Annotated in this window: 22 protein-coding genes; 11 read left to right on the forward strand and 11 right to left on the reverse strand. The window is 67.1% G+C overall.

Translation table 11 applies throughout. The annotated features are described in order from the left end of the window. Positions 1-2 precede the first annotated feature (2 nt). Entirely contained in the window at positions 3-1,010 is a 1,008-nt protein-coding gene (locus L880_RS0108080) for an aliphatic sulfonate ABC transporter substrate-binding protein (protein ID WP_157462713.1), read from the forward strand. Between the two features lie 14 nt (positions 1,011-1,024). After that, complete coding sequence (locus tag L880_RS0108085) at positions 1,025-2,365, forward strand: LLM class flavin-dependent oxidoreductase (protein WP_084461134.1); 1,341 nt, start codon at positions 1,025-1,027, stop codon at positions 2,363-2,365. Between the two features lie 39 nt (positions 2,366-2,404). On the opposite strand, the gene xseB is transcribed toward L880_RS0108085, so the two are convergent. Together xseB and xseA are read right to left on the reverse strand one after the other, a co-directional pair. After that, the gene (gene xseB / locus L880_RS0108090) at positions 2,405-2,713 is read right to left on the reverse strand and encodes an exodeoxyribonuclease VII small subunit (RefSeq protein ID WP_027475247.1); all 309 of its coding nucleotides are present in this window, start codon (positions 2,711-2,713) and stop codon (positions 2,405-2,407) included. Then, positions 2,710-4,461, reverse strand: coding sequence for an exodeoxyribonuclease VII large subunit (gene xseA, locus L880_RS0108095; protein ID WP_027475248.1), 1,752 nt, complete (start codon positions 4,459-4,461; stop codon positions 2,710-2,712). Before xseA ends, xseB begins: the two co-directional genes overlap by 4 nt. 234 nt (positions 4,462-4,695) lie before the next feature. Between xseA and L880_RS0108100 the strand changes: the two genes are divergently transcribed. From L880_RS0108100 to L880_RS0108115, 4 genes are all read left to right on the forward strand, one after another. Then, the gene (locus tag L880_RS0108100; RefSeq protein WP_027475249.1) at positions 4,696-5,088 is read left to right on the forward strand and encodes a VOC family protein; all 393 of its coding nucleotides are present in this window, start codon (positions 4,696-4,698) and stop codon (positions 5,086-5,088) included. A gap of 383 nt (positions 5,089-5,471) precedes the next feature. Beyond that, positions 5,472-6,494, forward strand: coding sequence for a Bug family tripartite tricarboxylate transporter substrate binding protein (locus tag L880_RS0108105; RefSeq protein ID WP_027475250.1), 1,023 nt, complete (start codon positions 5,472-5,474; stop codon positions 6,492-6,494). Between the two features lie 80 nt (positions 6,495-6,574). After that, the gene (locus L880_RS0108110) at positions 6,575-6,931 is read left to right on the forward strand and encodes an H-NS histone family protein (protein ID WP_027475251.1); all 357 of its coding nucleotides are present in this window, start codon (positions 6,575-6,577) and stop codon (positions 6,929-6,931) included. Between the two features lie 110 nt (positions 6,932-7,041). Further along, positions 7,042-7,239 carry a hypothetical protein gene (locus L880_RS0108115; protein ID WP_027475252.1) on the forward strand — a complete coding sequence of 66 codons (198 nt, stop codon included), beginning with the start codon at positions 7,042-7,044 and terminating at the stop codon, positions 7,237-7,239. 65 nt (positions 7,240-7,304) lie between these two features. On the opposite strand, the gene L880_RS0108120 is transcribed toward L880_RS0108115, so the two are convergent. The 4 genes from L880_RS0108120 to L880_RS0108135 form a co-directional block, all read right to left on the reverse strand. After that, the gene (locus L880_RS0108120; RefSeq protein WP_043328856.1) at positions 7,305-8,909 is read right to left on the reverse strand and encodes a sensor domain-containing phosphodiesterase; all 1,605 of its coding nucleotides are present in this window, start codon (positions 8,907-8,909) and stop codon (positions 7,305-7,307) included. A gap of 237 nt (positions 8,910-9,146) precedes the next feature. After that, positions 9,147-10,370 (reverse strand): CaiB/BaiF CoA transferase family protein, encoded by a 1,224-nt coding sequence (locus L880_RS0108125; RefSeq protein ID WP_027475254.1) that lies wholly within the window; start codon positions 10,368-10,370, stop codon positions 9,147-9,149. A 35-nt stretch (positions 10,371-10,405) separates the two neighbouring features. Continuing rightward, positions 10,406-11,185 carry an enoyl-CoA hydratase/isomerase family protein gene (locus tag L880_RS0108130; protein WP_027475255.1) on the reverse strand — a complete coding sequence of 260 codons (780 nt, stop codon included), beginning with the start codon at positions 11,183-11,185 and terminating at the stop codon, positions 10,406-10,408. Further along, positions 11,182-12,174: a Bug family tripartite tricarboxylate transporter substrate binding protein gene (locus L880_RS0108135; protein WP_027475256.1), complete on the reverse strand. Its 993-nt coding sequence runs from the start codon at positions 12,172-12,174 to the stop codon at positions 11,182-11,184. The genes L880_RS0108130 and L880_RS0108135 overlap by 4 nt, the downstream gene beginning before the upstream one ends. 113 nt (positions 12,175-12,287) lie before the next feature. Here L880_RS0108135 and L880_RS0108140 point away from each other — a divergent pair, with 113 nt between their 5' ends. Next, positions 12,288-13,049 carry an IclR family transcriptional regulator gene (locus L880_RS0108140; RefSeq protein WP_027475257.1) on the forward strand — a complete coding sequence of 254 codons (762 nt, stop codon included), beginning with the start codon at positions 12,288-12,290 and terminating at the stop codon, positions 13,047-13,049. A gap of 89 nt (positions 13,050-13,138) precedes the next feature. Here L880_RS0108140 and L880_RS0108145 read toward each other — a convergent pair whose 3' ends face one another. The 4 genes from L880_RS0108145 to L880_RS0108160 form a co-directional block, all read right to left on the reverse strand. Then, a complete protein-coding gene (locus tag L880_RS0108145; protein ID WP_027475258.1) occupies positions 13,139-13,915 on the reverse strand; it encodes a DeoR/GlpR family DNA-binding transcription regulator in 777 nt (258 codons plus the stop codon). A 63-nt stretch (positions 13,916-13,978) separates the two neighbouring features. Continuing rightward, positions 13,979-16,174, reverse strand: a complete 2,196-nt coding sequence (locus tag L880_RS0108150; RefSeq protein ID WP_027475259.1) for a phosphocholine-specific phospholipase C — start codon at positions 16,172-16,174, stop codon at positions 13,979-13,981. Between the two features lie 55 nt (positions 16,175-16,229). Continuing rightward, positions 16,230-16,436 carry a hypothetical protein gene (locus L880_RS0108155; protein WP_027475260.1) on the reverse strand — a complete coding sequence of 69 codons (207 nt, stop codon included), beginning with the start codon at positions 16,434-16,436 and terminating at the stop codon, positions 16,230-16,232. Positions 16,437-16,961: 525 nt separating this feature from the next. Continuing rightward, the gene (locus L880_RS0108160) at positions 16,962-17,942 is read right to left on the reverse strand and encodes a tripartite tricarboxylate transporter substrate-binding protein (RefSeq protein ID WP_027475261.1); all 981 of its coding nucleotides are present in this window, start codon (positions 17,940-17,942) and stop codon (positions 16,962-16,964) included. 137 nt (positions 17,943-18,079) lie between these two features. Between L880_RS0108160 and L880_RS0108165 the strand changes: the two genes are divergently transcribed. The 4 genes from L880_RS0108165 to fahA all read left to right on the forward strand — a co-directional run bounded on the left by L880_RS0108165 (position 18,080) and on the right by fahA (position 22,316). Next, positions 18,080-18,799 (forward strand): TetR/AcrR family transcriptional regulator, encoded by a 720-nt coding sequence (locus tag L880_RS0108165; protein WP_027475262.1) that lies wholly within the window; start codon positions 18,080-18,082, stop codon positions 18,797-18,799. A gap of 17 nt (positions 18,800-18,816) precedes the next feature. Then, positions 18,817-19,617 (forward strand): cyclase family protein, encoded by an 801-nt coding sequence (locus L880_RS0108170; RefSeq protein ID WP_027475263.1) that lies wholly within the window; start codon positions 18,817-18,819, stop codon positions 19,615-19,617. A 150-nt stretch (positions 19,618-19,767) separates the two neighbouring features. Continuing rightward, positions 19,768-20,928: a porin gene (locus tag L880_RS0108175; protein WP_245615024.1), complete on the forward strand. Its 1,161-nt coding sequence runs from the start codon at positions 19,768-19,770 to the stop codon at positions 20,926-20,928. 41 nt (positions 20,929-20,969) lie between these two features. After that, positions 20,970-22,316: a fumarylacetoacetase gene (fahA, locus tag L880_RS0108180; RefSeq protein ID WP_027475265.1), complete on the forward strand. Its 1,347-nt coding sequence runs from the start codon at positions 20,970-20,972 to the stop codon at positions 22,314-22,316. Here the strand turns inward: fahA and L880_RS0108185 are convergent. After that, on the reverse strand, positions 22,303-23,439 hold the full coding sequence (locus L880_RS0108185; RefSeq protein ID WP_027475266.1) for a zinc-binding dehydrogenase: 1,137 nt from the start codon (positions 23,437-23,439) through the stop codon (positions 22,303-22,305). The genes fahA and L880_RS0108185 overlap by 14 nt on opposite strands. Between the last annotated feature and the right edge of the window lie 26 nt (positions 23,440-23,465).

The raw sequence follows: 23,465 nt of genomic DNA on the forward strand, positions 1-23,465 counted from the left end.
TCATGACGACTTTGCACCCCACTTCTGCCCTGAGCGGCAACGCCCCCCAACACCCCTCGCGCAAGCCCGCACGGTGGCTGCGTCGGCTGGCACTGAGCCTGACCCTGGGCCTGGTCGCAGGCGTGGGCCTGACCCAGGTGGCGCTGGCCGATGGCGTCACCCTGCGCGTGGGCGACCAGCGTGGCAACGCCCGCGCCGCCCTGGAGGCCTCGGGCGAGCTGCAGCAAGTGCCTTACAAGATCGTGTGGAGCGAGTTCCCCAACGCCGCCCCGCTGCTGGAGGCGCTGCGGGCCGACGCCATCGACGCCGGCTCGGTGGGCGACGCCCCGCTGACCTTTGCCGTGGCGGCTGGCGGGTTGGAGGCCAAGGCCATCTTTGCCACCAGCTACGAGGGCAACGCCATCATCGTGACGCAGGCCTCGCCCTACAAAAGCATCGAAGACCTGAAGGGCAAGCGCATTGCCGTGGTCAAGGGCTCGTCGGGCCACAACCTGCTGCTGCAGGTGCTGAGCAAGGCAGGTCTGGCCGCCGATGCGGTGCAACTGGCCTACCTGGCGCCTTCGGAGTTCACCCTGGCGCTCACACAGGGATCGGTCGATGCGGCCGTCACCTGGGAGCCCTATGTGTCGTTTGCCATCCTGAAATCAGGCGCCCGCATCCTGGTGGACGGCAAGAACTTCCCGGCGCTGTCGTACCTGGTGGCCTCCAACCACGCACTGGCCGACAAGGACAAGGCCGCCGCCCTGAAGGATTTTGTGGCCCGCAACGCCCGCGCCCGCGTCTGGGCGCAGAAGAACACCGAGCCCTACTCCAAGACCATCGCCAAGCTGGTGGGCATCCCGGAGGACGTGGCCCTGTCCAAGCAGCGCCGCGAGGGCCATGCCCCGCTGGCCATCGATGACAACATCGTGCGCCTGCAGCAGAACACCATCGACCTGTACGTGGAGGCCAAGCTGATCCCGCGCCGGCTCGAGGCCAAAGACCTGCTCGACACCCGCTTCAAGCCCTGAACCCTGGCCCTGACATGAGCATGCACATCGCCCTGTACCTGGCCGAAATCGGCAGCCAGCATGGTGCCTGGCGCCATCCCAGGGCCGGCAACACCCGCCCGCTGGACTGGCGCTTTTACCGCGACCTGGCCCAGAAGGCCGAACGGGCCTGCCTGGACATGGTCTTTCTGGCCGACAAGCTGTCGGTGGATGATGTCTACGGCGGCGATTTCAAAGCCACCGTCGAATCCCGTGCCCTGCCGCAGCACGTCGAGCCGCTGAGCGTGATCGCCTCGCTGGTGGGGGCCACCACGCACATCGGCCTGGCCGCGACCGTGTCAGCCACCTACACCCAGCCCTACACCGTTGCCCGCACCCTGGCCACCATCGACCACCTAAGCGGCGGCCGCGTGGCCTGGAACGTGGTCACCTCGGTGAGCGACGGCGAGGCCCGCAACCACGGGCTGGACCAGCACCTGGGCCACGATGCCCGCTACGCCAAGGCGGCCGAGTTCACCCGCCTGGTCAAAAGACTGTGGGACAGCTGGGAGAGCGACTGGCTGGTGCGCGACCACGCCAGCGGCCGCCATGGCGACGCCAGCAAGCTGCACTATGTGGACCACGACGGCGACTGGTTCAAGGTGCGTGGCCCGCTGAACGTGCCGCGCCCGCCACAAGGGCACCCGGTGCAGGTGCAGGCCGGTGTGTCGGGCAACTTTGAGCGCACCGCCCTCGAGCAGGCCGAGGTGATCTTTGGCGTGCAGCCCGACCTGGGCCGGGCCCAGGCCTTCTACCGTCGCTTCAAGCAGCAGCTGGCGGAGGTGGGCCGTGCGCCGAACAGCCTCAAGGTGCTGCCCGGCATCGTGCCCATCATCGGCCAGACCCGGCGCGAGGCGCTGGATCTGGAGCGCGAGCTGAAGGAACTGGTGCTGCCCGAGGCGGCGCTGAGCTTCATGTCGGCCAGCATGAACCACGACCTGGCGCAGTACCCGCTGCACCAGCGAGTGCCCGACATTGCCAGCCAGTTGACCGGCAGCCGAGGGCGCTTTCAGGCCGTGCTGCAAAAAGCGCGCGACGAAGGCTGGACGGTGGCCCAGCTCGGCACCTGGTACGCGCAGAGCCTGGGCTTCTTCTCGCCTGTGGGCACGGCCAGCGAAGTGGCTGATGAGCTCAAGCGCTGGCACGACGAGGGCGGTGGTGATGGCTTTGTGGTGCTGCCCGCCATCATGCCCCTGGGCGCGGACGACTTTCTGGAGCAGGTGGTGCCCCGCCTGCAGGACCGGGGCGCCTTTCGCACCGCCTACCCGGGCCAGACCTTGCGCGACACGCTGGGGCTGGCCGTGCCGCCCAATCAGTTCTCCAGCGCCACGGTCTGATCAGCACAGCCCGAGCCTTGCTGGCGAGCGGCCACCGCCTCAGAACGGCACGTCGTCGTCGTCGTCGGTGGCCGGTGCGGCCGTCTTGGAGGCCGTCTTCGGGGCAGGCTTGGACGCTGTGGGCGCTGTGGGCACCGGGCTTCGCTCAACCGTCTCACGCTGGGGCTCGCCCAGTTCCTTCTCCAGCGCTTTCTCCACCGCATCGATGCGGGCCTGGCAGATCTTGAAGGCGCTCACCGACTCTTCGACGATCTGCAGCAGGTCGTCGATGTTGGGTTCGCGCTGTTCGCGCAGGGTCTGGGCGTGGCGTTGCAGCACGCCGTAGGATTCCTTGAAGCTGTGTTTCATGGCTTGAGCAGGGTTGCGGCGCGTTGGCCGTCGTGAAATTGAAGCGTCACCTCGACCGCCGGGGTCGAGGCACTGGTGATGGGTTCGCCCGAGTCGGCCCGCACCAGGGCAAAGCCTCGGCCCAGGGTCTTGCCCGGGCCTTGGCCGGCAATCTCGCGCATCAGGCTTTCGCTGCCCTGGCGCGCCTGGGCAATGGCCTGGCGCGCCAGCAAGCTGACATCGCCCAGGCTGCGGCTCAGGTGGTCTTGCTGCTGGCGCAGGTCGGCCCTGGCCTGGCTGCGGATGGCCTCCAGGTCGCTGCCCACCTGCAGGCGGGCGGTGCGCAGCATCTGGCGGGCTTCGGCGCGGATCTCGCCGATCAGGGCGGGGGTTTCGCGCTGGGCCGACTGCAGCTGGGCCCGGGCCAGTTGCTGCACCTCGCCCAGCCGGCTTTGCGCAGCATCGGCAGCCTGCCGCACCGTGACCACCGCGTGCAGGCGCACATCGGTCAGGGCCTGGCTGGCGCCGGCCTTGGCCAGCGCGATCTGCCCTAGCGCCCCGGTGTGCACCTGGGCCCGCAGCTGGGTGGCCTGCAGGCGGGCCTGCTCGACACTGCGCCGGGCCTGGGTGGCAATGCTGTCGAACATGGCGCGGGCCTGCTGCGCCCGCTCACGGATCACCTGCTCGATGCCGGCAATCACCTTGGACGGGGTATCGAAACGTTGGTGGGCCACCTCGTCCAGCACGGTGTTGTCGCGCTCGTGCCCGATGCCGGTGAACACGGGCACCGGCAACTCGCACAGGGCACGTGCCAGCGCGTAGTCGTTCAGCCAGGCCATGTCATTGACGGCCCCGCCGCCGCGGATCAGCACCACGGCATCGGGCAGCCAGGGGTGGTTGACGCGGATCTGCTCCAGCGCGGCCAGCAGCTCCTGGCGGATCTCGGCGGGCGCGCCCTCGCCCTGGAAGCGGCTGTAAACATAGATGAAACTGCACAGCCCATGGCGCTCCAGCCGGCTGGCCTCGGCCTGGAAGTCGCCCAGCCCGGCACCGCCCTCGGGTGCCACCACCAGCACGTGGTTGAAATCCCAAGGCGGGGGCAGCTCACGGTTGAGCTCGAACAGGCCCTCGCGGCGCAGGCGCTCGCGGATCTCACGCTTGGTGGCCTCCAGGTCGCCCAGCGTGTAATTGGGGTCGATCTCGTCGACCTCCAGCGAAAACCCATACTGCGCCTTGAACACGGGGCGGGCCCGCACCAGCAGCTTGAGCCCTGCCGCCAGCTCCACGCCTGTGGCCTGCTGGAACGCCGGCAGGATGCGCTGCGCCACGCTGGACCAGATCACAGCATGGGCCTTGGCCACCGTGTTGCCGCTCAGGTCACGCTCCGACACCTCAAGGTAGACATGGTTGCGCGCCCGCACATCGACCACCTCGACCGTGGTCCACACCCCTTCGCGAAAGGCGTCGGACACCGCCACGGCCACGCCGCCCAGCAGGCGCGACAGGGAAATGCCCTTGGCATCGGCCGGGGCCAGGGCACCGGCACTGCCGCTCAAGGGCTCGGTCAATGCCGTGCCGGCGGCACGGGCCACCGCGCCCGCGCTGGCCACCGGCTCCAGCGCCAGGCCCTGGGGCAACCAGCGGGCAAAGGGGCCCAGGTCCAGCCCGGCCGGCACCCGCCATTGCCGCCGCGCCGGGTCCCAGCGGGCACCCAAGGCCTTGACTTGGTCCTTGTCGGCGTAAGTGGTGACGAGGTAGGTGTCGCTCATGGGCGCAATGGTACGGCCTCCCGGCCCCGCTTCAGGGCTGAACGGCGCGCAAATGCCCTCCGCTCCCCAGGGCTTGGCCAATAGGCCCCAGCGCTGAACGGATCTGAGCGCCACCTCCCTGCCCCACCGGACCCACCGGCGCCCCACATCGTCGCCATTTGGCCCAACCCATGGGCTGATAGGATGGTCTGATTGGGCTTGGCGCCCGCGCACCCCCAGGGAGACTGGAACACCATGAAGCTCGGATACACCATCGTCTATGTGCCTGATGTCAAAGCGTCGCTGCAGTTTTTTGCGACGGCCTTCGGCTTTGAGTTGAAGTTTTTGCATGAGTCTGGAACCTATGGCGAATTGGCCACGGGTGAGACCACCCTCGCCTTCGCGGCCCACGAACTGGGCCATGGCAACTTCCCGGGCGGCCATGTGGCGGCTTCTGAATCCCAAAAACCGTTGGGAATGGAACTGGGCCTGGTCACCGCGGATGTTGCAGGCGCGCACACCCGGGCACTTCAAGCGGGCGCCACCGAGCTGGCCGCGCCCAGCCAGAAGCCCTGGGGCCAGGTGGTGTCGTATGTTCGGGCCCCGGACGGAACCCTGATTGAGCTGTGCTCGCCCATGGGGGCCTAGGCAGCCAAGGCACAGGCTCGCCCCCTTTGCGGCACTCCCGTCTGGGTGGGCCGCAGCCAGCACGGAGCCGGTGCGGGCTCAGCCCAGCGCCGGGCACAACCGCCCTGCTCGATCTTCATGCCCGAGCCCACGCCCCCCTTTCAAGCGCGGTGTGAAAGAGCCCGTCACCCCCGCGGCAGATCGGACGCCGCGCTGACCTCATCGCTTGGCTCCACCATTTCCCATGGCATAGCTACCGCAGCGTCATGCCATTTCGTTCTAGCTGATATGACGTCAGCTCACTGGCCTGGGCCAACCCGAGTGCCGACAATCCAGAGTGCGCGAACAGCGCTCAAACCGACCGTTTAAGCGTCTGTATCTTCCTCCGACAACCGAGACAATCCATGCAACATGCCCTCCGCTCCTCCCAGCCGCTGACCCGTCGCCTGGCCGCCCTGGCCCTTGGCCTGGGTGCCGCCGGTGCCCTGCTGCCGGCCCAGGCCCAGAGCACGGCACCGGCCGTGCAGTTTCCGACCAAGCCGGTGCGCATCATCACGCCCTTCCCGGTGGGCGGTGGCCCGGACGGTGTGGCCCGCCTGGTGGCGGACAAGCTGTCGCGCATGTGGGGCCAGCCCGTGGTGGTCGAAAACCGCCCGGGGGGCAATGGGTTCATCGCCATCGATGCCTTCAAGCGTGGCGCCAACGATGGCCATGACCTGATCCAGCTCGACGCCGTGCACATCGCGGCCTATCCGCACCTGTTCAAGAAGCTGCCCTACGACGTGGCCAAGGATTTCGACATCGTCCTGCCGCTGTTCAAGACCTACTTCTTTGTGAACGTGGCCACCAACAGCCCCTACAAGGACATGGGTGCCCTGATCGCGGACGCCAAGGCCCACCCGGGCAAGCTCAACTACGGCTCATGGTCGGTGGGCAACCCGGTGCACCTGGGCTCGGCCCTGCTCGAGAGCATGACCAAGACCGACATGACGCATGTGATCTACAAGGAAACCACCCAGCTCTACACCGGCGTGGCCAATGGTGAGCTGAGCTTTGCGCTGGGCACCAGCGCCACCGCGGGCCCACTGCAGCGCGCGGGCAAGCTGCGCTTCCTGGCCGTGGCCGCGCCCAAGCGCCTGGCCAATTTCCCGGATGTGCCCACGGTGGCCGAATCCGGCGGCCCCGCCGGTTACGAGGTGACGGGCTGGAACGCCATCGCCGCCCCCAAGGGCGTGTCGCCCGCCGTGGCCGAGAAGATCAAGCGCGATGTGGAAAAGGCCCTGGCCGAAGCCGACGTGAAAGAGAAGTTCGTCTCCTTCGGCTACGAGGCCTTCCCCACCACCCGGGAACAGTTCAAGCAGTTCATGGACGGTGAATCGACCCGCTTTGCCGACGTGATCAAGAAAGCCGGCGCGTCGCTGGATTGACGCTGTTTCGCCAGTCAAAGCGGCCTGGGTGAATGCCCGGGCCGCGTTGCTGTTTCACAAGTCCCTAAAATAGCGGGCTTATGTTCAACGAAATCCGATCCCTCGATCAGCAGATCGCGCAGCTTCAAGCGCAACGCGACGCATTGTTCCGCACCAAAAGGAAAGAGGCCGTCGAACTGGCCCGAACCCTGGTGCAACAGTTTCAGCTCACGCCGGCCCAGGTGGCACTCAGTTCGCTGAGCCGCAGCCATGCCCCGACCAAGCTCAAACGGCCGGCCACTTTCTATGATCCGGGCCGTGGACTGTCCTGGGACGGCACCTTGAGCGGCAAGGGCCGCAAACCCAACTGGATCAAAGCCGCCATGGAAGACGGCACCATCGAACACTTCCGCATCCAGGTGCAAAGCGCCAACACGGGCACCGGCACCGGGGCCTGAACGCAAGGCCTGCGGAAGATTTCCGGCATGTAAAGAAGCTTCAGCCCAATTGTCAGCCAGTCGATACAAACGATGACAAAGAGCTTTTTCAACCCTGACCAAGGATCACCATGTCCAGCATTTCTTCCGTAGGTTCCAGCAACCCCTACCAGGCCCAGACCCCCGTCGCCAAGACTGGCGGCGTGGACGCGGATGGCGACAACGACGGCTCCCGTGCTGCCGTGGCGCCTGCCCCCGCCAGCAACAGCCAGCCACAACCCCCCAAGCCCACCGAGACCATGGGCAACTCGGTCAACACCTACGCCTGAGCGAGCGGGCCTTCGGGCGAAGGCCCCAAGGCCCTGTTCGGGAGCCAGCAGGCCTCGGCACGGCCTCACAAACCGTGCGACTCACCCCACTGGGCCATCTTCTGCTCCAGTTCGGCCACGCGCTGCTCCAGTCGGCGCTCGCTGGAGATATCCATGATGACGCCGTACCAGCGCAGCAGCTCGCCCTGCTCGCTCAGGTGGGGATAGGCCTGACTGCGCACCCAGCGCCAACTGTTGTCGGGCCAAAGAATGCGGAATTCGGTCTTGAATGGGGCCCGGCTCGGCAGGTGGGCCAACCACTCCGCATGCACCCGGTCACGGTCTTGCGGGTCCATGCGATCGCGCCAACGTTCATAACGCTCTTGTGCCGAGTGCAACGGGGTCCACTCGAAGGCCGGGCCCATGTAGTCGACAGCACCGTCCGGCCCGGCTGCCCAGGCGATGTTGGGGCCCAGCTCGATCGAGCGCCTGAAGTGCTCCTCGCTTTGCTGCAATACCCGCTCGGCCGTGACCCGGGCCGTGATGTCGATCACCACCAGCGAGATGCCCAACCACTCGCCCAGTTCGTTGCACACGCGCTGGTGGGCCACCAGAAAGGTCGAGCCGGTGCCCTTGTGAAGGTATTCCGTGGGTGCCAGCTCGGCCCCGGCGCGCACCTGCTCCAGCGCGTCCAACAAGCTGCCGGAGCCCGGCTGGTTCAGCAATTTCTGCACCGATCGGCCACGCAATTCCATCCGCTCCAGGCCCAGGTACTGGATGACCTTGGGGTTGGCGCTGATGATGCGCATTTCGGTGTCCAGAAAACACAGGCCCACCGGCGCGTCCTTGTAGAGGGTCTCCAGTTGGTGCAAGCGCTGAAAAGGCGACGCATCCAGTGGCGAATCATGGCCACTGTGGCAGCCGTCACGCGCCAGCTGCGCCAGCGCCTGGGCGTGAGGCGCCGGTCGGCCCAGCAGGTAGCCCTGCCCGAGGGTGCAGCCCATGTGCTGCAGCAGCTTGGCCTGGCGATCGGTTTCGATGCCTTCGGCGATCACGTGCACGCCCAGGCTCTGACCCAGCCCGAGCACCGCGGTGACGATCTTCAGACTGCCCGAGTCCGACTCCAGATCCCGCACAAAGCTGGCGTCGATCTTGATCTCGTCAAACGGCAGGGACTGCAGGCGCGTCAGGCTGGAGTGGCCCGTGCCAAAGTCGTCCAACGACAGGCTGGCCCCCAAGCGCTTGATGGCGTCCACACTGCGGCGAGCCACCTGGCTGTCATGAAACAGGGCGTTCTCGGTGATTTCGATCTGCACCCGCTTCATGGGAAAACCCGCCTCGGTCACCGTGGCCTGGATCTGCTCGGCCAGATCGGGCAGCAGAAACTGGCTGGGTGCCAGGTTGAACGCCAGGTAGAAGTCGCCCGGCCAGTCGCGGGCCAGCGAGCAGGCCTCGCGGATCAGGTGCAGACTGAGTTCATGCAAGAGGCCCAGACCGTCGGCCAGGGGAATGAACACCCCGGGCGACACGGCGCCCAGCACAGGCGACGTCCACCGTGCCAGCACTTCGAAGCCGGCAATCCGCCGGCTGCGCAAGCGCACCAGAGGTTGAAAGGCCGGCCACACCTCCCCTGCTTGCAGGGCGCCAGCAAGGCAGGCCCGGGTCTGATCGATGCTTGCAAGAGTCGTCATGCTTTTGATCACGCAGTGAGGTTGGAAGCGCTGCCCAGAGCACCGCTGGCACGGCAAAGCGGCACCGTTTGTCAGTGTACGGGGGAATCCCCTGGCACTGGCGAGGGATTTCACCGGTCTCCAGACGCTGCCATCCCGCATCAAACTGACATGACGGCCCCCTGCCGCTGCCCGGCATGATCGAGCCCGGCAGGGCCGCCGCTGACCTCACAGGCCTTGGCAAGGTGCCGGCCGCCATCATCCCTGGTGCACCACCCCGGCCTGCAGCCATTGATCGATCTCGGAATCGGCACACCCGAACTCTTTCAGCAACTCGCGGCTGTGCTGACCGATGCGGGGCGCGGGGCTGCTGGCGATCTCAGAACGACCGCTGAAGGTCAATGGAGAGCCGATACCTCGGCTGCGACCTCCCAGACCATCCGGCACGTCCACCACCATGCCCACGGCCCGCGATTGCTCGTGCTCCAAAGCCTGCCCCGCGGTGTTGAGGGGGCCGGCCGGCACCCCCGCTGCATCGAAGCGGCTGCACCAGGTGGCGGTGTCGTGCTGCGCCAACACCTGGTTGATCAACATCTCCAGCGCTGGCCTGTTCTGAACCCGCTTTTGCGGATGGTCGAAGCGGGGGTCGGCACTCCACTCGGGATGCCCCAGCACCTCGCAGATGCTGATCCAGGCCTTGGGGTTGCCGCCCCCGATCACCATGCCGCCATCCCGCGTCTTGAACACCTGGTAGGGCGCAATCAACGAGTGCGCGGTACCAAGGCGCGGGGTCTCGCGTCCGCTCGAAAAATAGTTGGCCGCCAGCCAGTAGGTCTGCTGCAACGAAGCCTGCAACAGCGAGGTTTCGACATGCTGGCCCTGACCGGTCTTCAACCGGTGCACATAGGCGGACACGATGGCGAGGGCCGCCAGGATGCCTGCATTGGTATCCGCAATCGAAACACCTGGCTTCACCGGGGGGCCATCGGGCTCGCCGGTGGCACTGATCAGCCCGCTGAAGGCTTGCAGGATCAGATCGAACCCCCCTTTGCTCGCCAAGGGCCCGACCCGCCCATACCCCGTGATCGAGCAATAGATCAGACCGGGGTTGAACGGCCGAATGTCCTGGTAGCCCAAGCCGAGGCGCTCCATGACGCCGAGGCGGAAGTTCTCGGTCAGCACATCACACTGACCGGCCAGGCGCTGGATGATGGCTTTGCCCGCTGGCGTGCGGATGTCCACGGCAAGAGAACGCTTGCCCCGATTGATCATGCGAAATGACGGCGGCATGGCACTGTCGCCCGGCTTTTGGTATTGGCGGGCATCATCGCCGCCCGGAAACTTCTCGATCTTGATCACCTCGGCGCCCAGGTCGGCCAGCATCATGCCGCAGGTGGGGCCGGCCATGATCTGGGCCAGTTCGAGCACACGCACCCCCGCAAGCGGTTGATGGGGCGCGGCCATGGCTTGTTGCTGCTTCATTGGGATGCTTTCATGAATGGAGGACACGGGTGGGCTCACAGGCCCCGGAAAACAGGGGCACGGCGCTCGGCGAATGCCGCCCGCCCTTCGGCAAAATCAGCGCTGGCCAAGGTGCTGGCCTCGCGCTCACGCAACAGCTTCAGGTCGGTGTGCCCAGCCGCCAGTTCAAGAAGGGATTGCTTGGTCGCCTGGGCCGCCAACGGAGCCAGTGCCGCCACCTGACGCACCAGCGCCTGCAGATGCCCCTCAAACGCTTCATCAGCCAGCACCCATTGCAGCCCTCCGGCCGCTTGCAACTGGTCGAAGCCCAAGGTCTGAGCGGTCAGAAAGGCCCGTTGCGCCAGGGCCGGACCCAGGCGTGCCACATAGCGGCGCAAACCGCTGGGGTAGTAATGCAGACCGAGCGCAGCCGCTGGCATGCGCCAATCGCAACCTGCCAGGCCCACCCGCAGGTCACAGGCCAGCACCAGATCGGTGGCGCCGCCAAACACACTGCCATTGACCGCCGCCAGGGTGATGGGGCGCAGGTGTTCAAGGGTGTCGGCCACACGCTCGAACAGTTGGGGGTCGTGGGCGGCACTGTCAAAGCCACCCACGTCGTATCCCGCGCAGAACACCGGCCGGGGCTGGCCCACCGTGACGGACGTGATGACCAGCACCCGCACCGCCAAGTCGGCTTCCACTTGGCGGAAATGCCGCATCAAGGCGTGCAGATCTTCGGCTTGCAGACGGTTGCGCTGTGCCGGTCGGCACAAGGTGATCGTGGCCACGCCTCCCTCCACGATCAGCTCAGGTAGGCCGGTGCGGGGTGTCATTCAGCCTCCAGTCCTGCGGCCTTCACCAGGCGCTCACGGCTCTGCAACTCGGACTTCAGGCGCTTGGCCAGTTCCTCGGGCGAGGTGAGCCAGGGCGACAGGCCATTTTTCTCCAGCAAATCAACCACCGACGGCTGCGCCAGCACCTTGTTGATCTCGCTGCCCAGGCGCGCCACCACTGGCGTGGGCAGCCCTGCAGGTCCGAACACGGCAAACCAAGAGTTGACCTCGTAGCCAGGCAGGGTCTCGCCGATCGCCGGAACCTGTGGCAGGCCTTTGACCCGCGCCGCCTCGACCACCCCCAGGGCTCGCACCTTGCCACTGTCCAGGTAGGGGCGCGCGGTGGACAGGCTGGCAAACAAGACCTGCAACTGGCCCCCCAGCAGATCGGTCATGGCGGGCGAGCCCCCCTTGTAAGCCACATGGACCATGTCGATGCCTGCGGCCTCATTGAGCAACTGGCCCGCCAGGTGATGGGCCGAACCGGGCCCGGAACTGCCGAAACTCAGCTTGCCCGGATGGCTTTTGGCGTACTGCACCAGTTCAGCCACCGTTCTGGCTGGAAACGAGGGGTGAACGAGCAACACGATGTGGTTGGTGGCGGCAGCAGCCACCGGCGTGAAGCTCTTGACCGGGTCGTACGGAAAACGCTTGCTCAGGAACACATTCGTGGCTTGCGAGGCGTCAGTGCCCAGCAGCAAGGTGTAGCCATCCGGGGCCGCCTTGGCCACGTTGTCCGCCCCCAGCGTGCCGCCGGCACCGGCCCGGTTGTCCACGATGATGGCCTGCCCCAGAAGCAGGCCCAGTCGGTCCGCCAGAATGCGCCCCAACAGGTCGCCAGCGGCCCCGGCCGCGTACGGCACCACCAGGCGCAGGGGGCGCTCGGGATAGCCAGCGGCCTTCGCCGGCAGGCCGCCCAGCAAAGCGATGGCGCCGGCGCCAAGCTGCGCCAGATGGCGCCTTCTCGAGGCAGGTGAAGGAAAGGTCATTTTTGTCTCCATGTTGTAGACGCCTCAGAGGCGGCTTTTGAGCGTGGCGCCAGCTTAGGGTGGGGTCCTCGTCAGCGCGCAGCCCATCATGGATGTGATCAAATATCACGGATATGAACAATCTCGCACCTCAGGTCAAGTCGGCACAACGGGTCCTCGAACTGCTGGAGTTCTTTGCAGAAGAACGGCGCCCCTGTTCTGTAGGCGAGATTTCGCGCTCGCTGGGCTACCCCCAATCGAGTACCTCCGTGCTGCTCAAGAGCCTGGCCCTGGCCGGTTATCTGGACCATGACACCCGCTCAGGCCTGTACATCCCCAATGTGCGCGTCGCGTTGATCACGGCCTGGATCCACGACCGGCTCTACAGCGAGCAACACCTGCTGCACTTGATGGAACAGGTGCTGACCAAGACCGGCCACACCGTGATGATCGGGTGCCGAAAAGACATTCACGTGCGCTATCTGCACGTGTTGCAGTCCACCCGGGAGGGCCGATTCACCGCCCGGATCGGCGCTCTGCGCCCCCTGTTCCACAGTGCGGCGGGGAAGATGCTGCTCAGCGGTCTACCCCAGCGAGAGGTGTCTCTGCTGCTGCGCAAGGCCAATGCGCAGGCCGGCAGCGCGGAGGAACCGCGGGAGCTGCCAGCCGTCCTGCAAGAGTTGGAGACCGTCCGGCAGCAGGGGTATGCGCTGTCTCAGGGCACCTCCATGCCGGGCGCCGCGGCGCTGGCCATCTTTCTGCCCACCGGGCAGGAGCGCGAGCCGCTCACGCTCAGCGTCGGCGGCCCGATGGCCGAGATCCAGGCCGCCTGCGCCGATTTGCTGCAGATCCTGAGAGAGGCCGTGCAGCCTTTCGCAAGTGCCGTCAGAGCCTGAGCGTGAAGCAAAGGGCCAAGCACTCCTTGCACAAGAGATGCTGCAACTTGAACAGATGGACGTTTTCCAGCGACTGATCCGATACCGCCTCATGCCAAGCTGACGGCGCAGCCCGCCTGCTGCAAGGCCAGTAAGGCCGGGTGCCGCGCGGCGCGCCGGTTGGTGATCAGGGCGTGGATCTGATCGGGCGTGCAAAACGACAGGCGCGACTGCACGCCGAGCTTGCTGTCGTCGGCCAGCAGCACGCTGCGGTGCGCCTGGCGCACCATGGCACGGGCCAGTTCGGCCTCGGCCGGCTCGAAGCTGCTGGCCCCCAGGGTGGCTTCGATGCCGACCGGTGAGAGCATGGCCCAGTCGGGGCGCCAGCGCATCAGCTCGGCCACGGTGCTGTCGCCATAGGTGGCGGCCAGGCCGGGCCGGGGTCGCCCGCCCAACAGATGCACCTGGTGGCGCGGCGCGCCCTCGTGGCCTGGGCCCGCCAGCTTGAGGGCGACATCGAAAGAATTGGTGATGACGGTCAGCCCCTGCAGCGAGGCCAACTCCTCGGCCAGCATCGACACCGTGCTGCCCGCATCGATGAACAGCGACTGGCCCGGCTGCAGCAGGCGGGCTGCGGCCTGCACCACGGCCCGCTTTTGCAAGGTGTTGGTCTGCAGGCGCTGTTGCAGCGGCGCCTCGGATTCAGGGCCGCCGATCTTGACGCCGCCGTGCACACGCCGCAGCCGGCCCGTGGTCTGTAGCACCAGCACATCGCGCCGCACCGTCTCGCGCGACACCCCCAGATCCTTGGCAATGCGCTCAGTGCTCACATGGCCGCTGCCGGCCAGCAGGGCGAGGATGCGCTGGTGACGTTTTTCTTGAAGCATGGGCTCGATCATGCCGCAGCCGGCCCCGTGGGGCCAGGCCGCAGCCAGCACACCGTTGGGTGCTCAGAACTTGATGACGAGTTGATCGGACACCGCCGCGCCATACATGGCCGGGTCGCTGATCAGGTGTTCACCCGTTTCAAGCCGGCCGGCAAAGCGGCGGGTGTAGCCGGGCAGGGCCGGCACGCTGACACTGAAGTCATACCAGTTGCCGCTGGCCTTGAGCGCCCACGCCATCACCGCCTCGCCCCCCGGGCTCACACTGGCGGTCTGGGCCGTGGCGTCGAAATAGGCATTGGCCTTCACGCTGAAGCTGCAGCTGGCACTGCCGGTGTTGTGCAGCTTGAGCAGCAGATCCCCATTGGCCACGTCGTAGCAGACCTGGATCTCGGGATTGGGCTGGGCGCTGGCGTTCAGGGTCTTGGCGTTGCCACTGAAATGGCGGTGAAAGCCCGCCGGCCCCAGCACCCACAGGTCGTACAAACCGTTGTCCGCCGCCACCGACCACACACCACTGAGTTGCTTGCCTGCCTCGACGGTGTAGCGGCGTGGGATGGCGTCCAGGTGCAGGCGGTCATAGACATGGAAGACAGCGGCCGCCTTGCCGGTGTTGGTCAGGATCAGGCTGACCTGCTGGCTGGCGGGCGCGCACACCGCGCTCACGTGCAGCTCATAGGGCAGCGCGCGCGATGGCCGGGTACCCTTGGCCTGCACCGGCATGGCCGGTGCGTTCGGTGGCAGCGGCGTGGTGCGGCCTGGCAGCGCCCGGGCCCGGTCGGCCAGCGCCTGGGTGGCGGGCAGGCTCTTGTAGAAGGCGGTGTTGTCCGGGTCGGCAAAGTTGAAGGCGCTGGTCAGGTCCCCGCACACGGCACGACGCCAGGGCGAGATGTTGCTCTCGATGACGCCGAAACGCTGCTCGATGAACTGCAACACCGAGGTGTGGTCGAACACCTGCGAGTTGACCCAGCCGCCCTTGCTCCAGGGCGAGATCACGTACATGGGCACGCGCGGCCCCAGGCCATAGGGGCGATGCAGCAAGGCCTGCTCGGCGGCCGAGTTGTGGTAGCTCACCAGGTGCTCGTGGTACTCGGCCGTGGCGTCAGCCGTGCTGGCGCCCGCAAACTGGGCCTTTGACGCATCGGCGTTGTAGCTGGCATAGGACGGCGGGGCCGGTGGCGGCACGTGGTCGAAAAAGCCGTCGTTCTCATCGAAGTTCAGGAACAGAACGGTCTTGCTCCAGACATCGGGGTTGGCGGTCAGGGCGTCCAGCACCTTGGCCGTGTAGTCCGCGCCTTGCGCCGGGCTGGACGGGCCCGGGTGCTCGGAGCCCTCGGCGGTGGCCACAATGAAGCTGACCTGGGGCAGCTTGCCGGCCAGCACATCCTCCTTGAGCTTGTCGAGGTCGCGCGTGCTCACGCCGCGCTGGCGCAGCGCCTCGGAGTAGCCAGGGCGCTGGTAATAGGCATCGCGGAAGCTGTGGAAACCGGCCAGGCAGTTGTCGGTGAAGTTGTCCTCCATGTTCTCGTACACCTGCCAGCTCACGCCGGCGGCCTGCAGCCGCTCGGGGTAGGTGGTCCAGGTGTAGCCGCCGTCATTGCCAGGGTTGGCGTCAAACCAGTCGTAATCGTTGTAGGTGGCGGGGCCATTGCCCTTGGCCAGACCGTCGTTGGTGCCGGTCCAGGCAAACAGGCGGTTGGTGTTGGTGCCGGTCTGCGAGCTGCAGTGGTAGGCATCGCAGATCGTGAAGGCATTCGCCAGCGCGTACTGGAAGGGCATGTCCTCTTGCGTGAAATAGCCCATCGAGTGGTTGGCCTTGTACTTGGTCCAGTAGCTCATGCGGCCCTGATCCCAGGCCCCCTGGGCATCGCTCCACGAATGCGGCGTGCCTTGCACGCGCATGACCTCGAAGTTCTGCACCGTGTTGAGACGGAACGGTGCAATCACCGAGGGCGTGACGCCGGCTGTGGCATTGGGCTGCGACCACACGGTTTTGCCTTGCACGCCATTGGCCGTGGGCACGGGCACGGCAAAGGGATCGGCAAAGCCGCGCACGCCGTTGAGGCTGCCGAAGTAGTGATCGAACGAGCGGTTCTCCTGCATCAGCAGCACGATGTGCTCGACGTCCTTGAGGGTGCCGGTCTTGTTGTTGGCCTGGATGGCCAGCGCCTTCTGGATGGCAGGCGGGAAGATGCTCAGCGCCAGGGTCGAGCCGGTGGCGGTGCCGGCAGAGCGCAAAAAGTTGCGACGGTTGAGTGTCATGGCAGTTCGGTGTTTCGGTGATGGGTTGCTGAAAAGCCCGGGCGGCGCAGCCGGCTCAGGGTGCGCAATGCAGGACGCGGGTGTTGCCGGCCGAGCCGCAGTTGTTGCTGCCGCCACCGCCGCAGCCGACCAGCGCCAGGCCCAGGCTCAGGGTCACGCCCAGGGCGAGACCTCGCCACAGCGGCTTGGTGGGCTTGTTCGGGCGCTGCGGGGCGCGGCTGTTGGGCGCTGCGGAGCAGCACTGCAAAGAAGGGTTGGTCATCTTGAATATCCCGGAGACAGGTGGGTTGAACGGGGCTTGCGCAGCGCCTGGGCCGCCAAGTCGCTTGTTAACGCTTGGTGAATGGTATGTGCGTTAAATTGCGTTTGTGTGACTTTGTGGATTTACACAGCACAAGCGCTGCAAACTCCCCGTGCTCAGGCAAGGGCCGCCCCCAGCAGCAGGCAGCCGCCATGGAGCACATCGGTTTCGAACGGGGGGGCTCGATGGGGGCCGAGCATGTGCCTCAGGCGCGAAGAGCCTCAACGCCGGGCGGGCTTGCTCGGGCGTGAAAGGACGCCCGGACAGCTTGTCCAAGAGGCGTTTGGAAAGAAGAAGCTTGGGAAGAAGAAACCTGGGAAAGAGCCCCTTGGCCAAGTGCCCCACGCCTGCCCATGGGCGTGGGTGAGGGCATCAAATCGCCTGGGGTGCAAGGCCCCTGGGGCTCATCCATCACCGGGGCACGGACCGTGCGCCCTAGTCGGTGCAAAACCGAGGGCGGTCTTGCAGCCGTTCAGCGCAAGCCGTTCACGACTCTGCTGTGAACCCCGACTGCCGGATCAACTGGCGCCATTGCTGGGCATCGGCCTGCAGCATCTGTTGCAGCACCGCCGGGGTGGAGCCCTTGATCTCCAAGCCGTAAGCCCGCCCGGCCTCCACCACATCGGGCAACGCCAAGGCCTGGCCGATGGCTTCAGCGGCCCGGCGCTGCACGTCGGCAGAAGCCTTGCCAGGCAGAAAGAAGCCATACCACTCACGCACATTGAGCGGATACCCCAGCTCGCGCAAGGTGGGCACCTGGGGCAGAAACACGGACCGGGCCGGGGCCGCCACGGCCAGCACGCGCAATTTGCCTACCTTCTGGTACTGCAGGTAGTCGCCAATCGGGCCCCAGAAAGCACTGATCTGTCCGCCCAGCAGATCCTGCACCCCCGGCACCGTGCCGCGGTAGGCGATGTGGCGCAGGTCGGTATGGGTCAACTGGTTCAGCAGGATGCCGACCAGGTGCGGCATCGAGCCCGCGCCCGGGCTGCCGAAGTTGGCCCCGTCGGGATGGGTGGCAGCCCAGGCCAGGAAGTCTTTCAGGGTGGTGACTGATTCGGGCACGCCGGGGCCCACGGCCAGGCCATGGTCCATGTGGGCCGCCAGCGAGACGGCACTGACATCGTCGAGCGTGTAGCGCAGCCGTGGGTAGGTGTAGGGGTAGATCGAGAGCATGGACGAGGGTGTGATCAGCAGATTGCTGCCGTCGGCCGGGCTGTCCTTGAGGGCCATCACGCCGATCTGGCCCGCCGCACCGGGCCGGTTGTCCACCAGCACCGCGCCGGCGTAGGCACCGCGCAGCTTGTCGGCCACCCGGCGCGCGATCACGTCGAGCGTGCCGCCCGGGGGAAAGCCCGAAATGATCTTGGCCACCGGCAGGTTGGGCTCGGCGGCCCGGGCGGCCCCCGCCCAGGCGCTGGCCGCCAGGGTCGTGCCGATGAGGTTGAAGTGGCGTCTTGTCAGCATGGTGTGTCTCCGTTTGAGTGCTCTTGTCGCGTCTGTTTGTGCAAAAATTATACGAACGTACAAATTGCATTCCAAGCATCCGAACCTAGTGGTTTGTACGAGTGTTCAATTTATTTATACGATCGTACAAATACGCCATGACACCGAAGAAACCCACCCCCATCTCCCCAAACCGGGCGGCGCCGCGCGCCAGGGCACGCAGTGCCACGGCAGCCGGCGAAGCCAACCTGGCACCCAACCGGCAGCAGAACATCCTGCAAGCCGCCGAGCGGCTGTTTGCCGCCCGCGGCTTTCATGGCGTGTCGATCCGCGACATTGCCGACGAGGCCGGCGTGCCCCTGGCCCTGGTGGGCTACTACTACGGCCCCAAGCTCTCGCTGTACCACGCGATCTTCCGCGAGCGGGCGGGCTACATCGGCGAACGCCTGCAGGCCCTGGCCGAGGCCTGCCAGAGCGAGCCCGCCGCAGACCGGCTGGACGCCATCGTGGCCGCCTTTGTGCTGCCCACCCTGCGGGTGGCATCTCAAACGGAGGGGCGCCACTTCCTGCGCATGCTGGCGCGCGGCATGAGCGACCACCTGGAAGAAGACGAGCCCATCATCCGCGAGCTGTTCGACCCCCTGGCCCATGCCTTCATCGATGCCCTGGCCCAGGCCCTGCCCCAGGCCACGCGGGGCCAGGCCGCCTGGTGCTACCAGTTTGCCCTGGGGGCGCTGCTGCACCACGTGACAGACCAGCGCATCGAGCGCCTGTCACGCGGCGAGAACCAGCCGGGGGACCATGAACAAGCCGGCCCGCTGCTGGTGCGCTTCATCGCCAACGGCATGCGCGGCGCCTGTGCCGCCCCCACCCACTGAACCGGAGCCTCGCCACCATGCCGCGCCAAATCATCGACATCTCCATGCCGCTGTGCAATGACGTTCCCACCGATCCACCGGGCCTGGAACCCCACATCCGCTACATCGACCACCGCAGCAGCGTGCCCGACCTGGCCCGCTTCTTCCCGGGCCTGCAAACACAGGACCTGCCCGACGGCGAGGCCTGGACAGTGGAAGAGGTTCAGCTCAACACCCACAACGGCACCCACCTGGATGCCCCCTGGCACTTTGCCTCGACCATGGACGGCGGCCAGCGTGCCATCACCATCGACGAGGTCGACCTTCAATGGTGTTTTCAGCCCGGGGTGAAGCTCGACTTCAGACACCTGCCTGACGGGCATGTGGTGCAGGCCGCCGAGGTCGAGGCCGAGCTGGCCCGCATCGGCCACACACTCAAGCCCTTGGAGATCGTCGTGGTCAACACCCGGGCGAGTGCCGCCTATGGCTCGCCCCACTACACCCGATCGGGCTGTGGCATGGGCCGAGAAGCCACGCTGTACCTGCTGGAACGCGGCGTGCGCCTGACCGGCACCGATGCCTGGAGCTGGGACGCCCCGTTTGCACACACCGCCCAACGCTATGCCGACGACCAGGACGCATCCCGCATCTGGGAAGGGCACAAGGTCGGACGCGACATCGGCTACTGCCACCTCGAAAAACTGCACAACCTCGAGGCCTTGCCGCCCCACGGGTTTCACATCAGCTGCTTTCCGGTCAAGGTCAAAGGGGCTTCCGCGGGCTGGACCCGCGCCGTGGCCCTTCTGGACCAGACCGACACCCCTGCCCCGGGCCCATAAGCCGATGTTGAGCTGACACGTCGGGCGCAGCCCTGCCTGCGCCCCCGACAGTGTCCGCCCCCCAGTTCCCGCCACACCGGACCAGCCCGCCAGGGCCGGCCCGCGGGCACACCTGCGCCCTGCGCATCCAAGCAACCAGAAGGAGACAACATGACAAATTCAAAGCCCATGACCCTGAAACGCCTGCACCCGGCCTCCGGCTGGGCCGCACTGGCCGCCCTGACCCTGGCCGCCCCGGCCCAGGCCCAACCCGCCCCCCAGCCCGGTGTGCAACTGTTCGGCCTGCTCGATGCCGCTGCCGGGCGCTTCACCAGCCCCTCCGGTGTCAATGCCAAGGAACAGGCCGTGAGCAAGGTCAGCAGCGGGGGGCTGTCCACCAGCTTCTGGGGCATCCGGGGCCAGGAGGACCTGGGCGGCGGCAGCTCGGCCTTGTTTGAGCTGTCTTCGTTCATGCGCAACGAATCGGGGGCCGCCGGGCGCAGCGATGCCCTGCCAGCCCCAGTGAACGTGGCGGCCGACCCGTATTTCTCGCGCGCGGCCTGGGTGGGGCTGAGCCACCCCGATTGGGGCCGTGTGCGGGTGGGCAACATCACCAGCCTGCTGTTCCTGAACGCCATCAGCAGCAATGCGCTGGGCGACAGCACCACCTTCTCGCCCCTGAACCTGCTGACCTTCATCGGCTCGCCGCTGTCGGGCGGCACGGCCTGGGCCAACTCGGTGGTGTATGACAGCCCGGTGCGTGCCGGCCTGACGGGTTCGGTGGCCTATGCCGCCTCGCAGAACCAGGGCGGCCCCAACGCTGCAGCGCGCCTGGCCTACAACGCCGGGGCCTTCAACACCTCACTGGCCTGGCAAAGCGTGAACCGCAACCCGCAGACCTTTGCCGACGGCACCTCGGCCAACGACACCCGCGCCTGGCAATGGGCTGCCAGCTACGACTTCAACCCGCTCAAGCTCTACGGCCACCTGGGGCAGATCCAGAACCGGGGCACGGCCAGTGCGCCCCAGTCGGTGCATTACCGGGTGTGGGATGTGAGCCTGGGCCTGCCCGTGGGTGCCGGCCAGTGGCTGGCGGCCTACGGGGTGCGCAACACGGGCGATACGGTGGCCCCCGTACCGGCCACGGTGGCCGGCGGCAACGTCTCGCGCAAGCTGCTCACCGTGGGTTACGACCACTTTCTGTCGCGCCGCACCGAGGTCTACGTGCTGTTGTCTCGGGACCAGACCGAAACCCGCACCCTGCCCGCGCCGCCGACGCTGATCCAGGCCAGCGGCACCAGCTTTGCCGTGGGCATCCGACACCGGTTCTGAAAGCAGACCCTGCCATCCGCCCCTCCGAAAAGGACCTTCTCATGCTGTTGAACGAAACCCACGACCCCGGCCTGCAAAGCTGGGTCGCCTCGGCCCACAAGGCCGACACCGACTTTCCGATCCAGAACCTGCCCTATGGCGTCTTCCGGCGCCAGCAGGGCGCCGAGGCCTGGCGGGGCGGCGTGGCCATTGGGGATGCGATTCTGGACCTGGCCGCCCTGGCGGCCCTGCCTGACCACGAGCGCCCCCTCGACTCGGGCGCCGCCCAGGCCCTGCAGGCGGCCAGCTTGCCCCGCCTCAACGCCTTGATGGCGCTGGGCCCGGCGGCCTGGCGGGCGCTGCGCCTGGCCTTGTCGCGGGGCTTGCGGGTCGGTGCGCCCCAGGCAGCGGCCTGGCGGGCCTGCCTGGTGCCACAGGCCGAGGCCGAGTACCAGCTGCCCGTCGAGGTGGGCAACTACACCGACTTTTTCACCTCGGCCCACCATGCGCTGAACGCGGGGCGGGTTTTCCAGCCGGGGCGCGAGCTGCTGCCCCAGTTCAAGTGGCTCCCCATCGGCTACCACGGCAGGGCCTCGACGGTGGCCATCAGCGGCACCGCTTTGCAACGGCCCGCCGGCCAGATCATGCTGCCCGGGCAGACCCGGCCGGTCTATGCCCCCACCCGGCAGCTCGACTTCGAGCTGGAGCTGGGGGTGTTGGTGGGCCCAGGCAATGCCCTTGGCCAGACCCTCGACCTGCCCCAGGCCGAGCAACAGCTGTTCGGGCTGTGCCTGCTCAATGACTGGTCCGCACGCGACATCCAGGCCTGGGAGGCGGTGCCGCTGGGCCCCTTCATGGCCAAGAACTTTCTCAGCACCATCTCGCCCTGGGTGGTCACGTTCGAGGCACTGGCCCCCTTCAGGGTGCCGCTGCCCCGCAGCGCTGACGATCCGCCCCCCCTGCCCTACCTGGACCACCCGGTGCAGGCCACGCAGGGCGCCATCGACATCGAGCTGGAGGCGCTTCTGCTGCCGGCCGGCCAGGCCTCAGCGCTGCGCCTGTGCCAGACCAATTACCGGCACGCCTACTGGTCGGCGGCCCAGATGCTGACCCAGCACAGCAGCAATGGCTGCCGACTGCAGGCCGGCGACCTGCTGGGCACCGGCACGCTGTCGGGGCCGGAGCCTGATCAGGCAGCCTGCCTGCTGGAGCTGACACAGGGCGGGCGCCAGGCCCTGACGCTGCCGGGGCCCACCCAGCGCCACTGGCTGGAAGACGGCGACACCGTGGTGCTGCGGGGATGGTGCCAGCGCGAAGGTGTGGCCCGCATCGGCTTTGGCGAATGCCGGGGCCAGGTCGTGCCGCACGCCCCCACCCAGGGCCCTGAGGCCGGCCTCAATTCGGCTTGATCAGAAACTTCTCGCCCGTGGCACGCTGGGCATAGCGGCGCACCTGCTCAGGCGCCAGGGCCTGGGTCAGGCTCAGCTCGCCCGCATAGTGGCTGCGGAAGGTGCTGCGCAGTTCACGTGCCACGCGTTGCTTCAGGGCGTCGGCACCGGCGGGGCCGATCTTGTTCAGGAAGGGGAACAGCAGCCACCCCCCCATGCCCCAGGCCATGCCGAAGTTGCGGCGGAAGGTGGTGGGCGAGGTGTCCAGCCCGCCATACAGGTACACCTGCTTGTGCACGGGCGAGCCGTAGCGGCTGTATTCGCTCGCGTTGCGGTTCAGCGCCGCCTCCATGGCCGACAGGATCTGGCCGGCCAGGGTGCCGCCGCCGGTGGCATCAAAGGCCAGGGTGGCGCCGGTCTGCACCAGGGCCTCGGTCAGGTCGTGGCTGAAGCTGTCGGCACTGCTGTCGCACACATGTACCGCGCCCTGCCCGCGCAGCAACGCCGCCTGGGCCGGCGAGCGCACGACGTTGACCAGGCCGATGCCATCTTGCAGGCAGATGCGGTTCAGCATCTGACCCAGGTTGGAGGCGGCAGCCGTGTGCACCAGGGCAGTATGGCCCTCGCGCCGCATCGTCTCGACCATGCCCAGGGCCGTGAGCGGGTTGACAAAGCACGAGGCGCCTTCGGCCGCCGTGGCGTCGTCGGGCAGCAGCAGGCACTGGTTCAGGGGCACGCAGCGGTACTGGGCGTACATGGCGCCGCCGATGGCCGCCACCTTCTTGCCCAGCAGGGCCTGGGCGGCGGCCGAGGCGCCTGCGGCCACCACCGTGCCCGCGCCCTCATTGCCCACCGGCAGCGATTGCCCCACCCGTGCCGCCATGGCCGGCATGGCCGCAGCAGGCACCTGGGCCTTGAGCACCGGGCGATCAGGGCTGCCCGCGGCCTGCACCGTGCTGAGGTCGGCCGGGCCCAGCAGCAGGCCTTGGTCCGAGGGGTTGAGCGGGGTGGCCTCGATGCGGATCAGCACCTCGTGCTCGCCGGGCACGGGCAGGGGCTCGTCCACCAGCGAAATCTCCAGCTCGCCGCTGGCATGGATCAGCGAGCGCAGTTGCAGGGCGGTGGCAGGCAGGGGGTGGTTCATCGGTGTCTCCGGGTGGGGTTTGAGAA

It is taken from the genome of Curvibacter gracilis ATCC BAA-807 (genome assembly GCF_000518645.1).
In the GTDB taxonomy this organism is placed as follows: domain Bacteria; phylum Pseudomonadota; class Gammaproteobacteria; order Burkholderiales; family Burkholderiaceae_C; genus Curvibacter; species Curvibacter gracilis.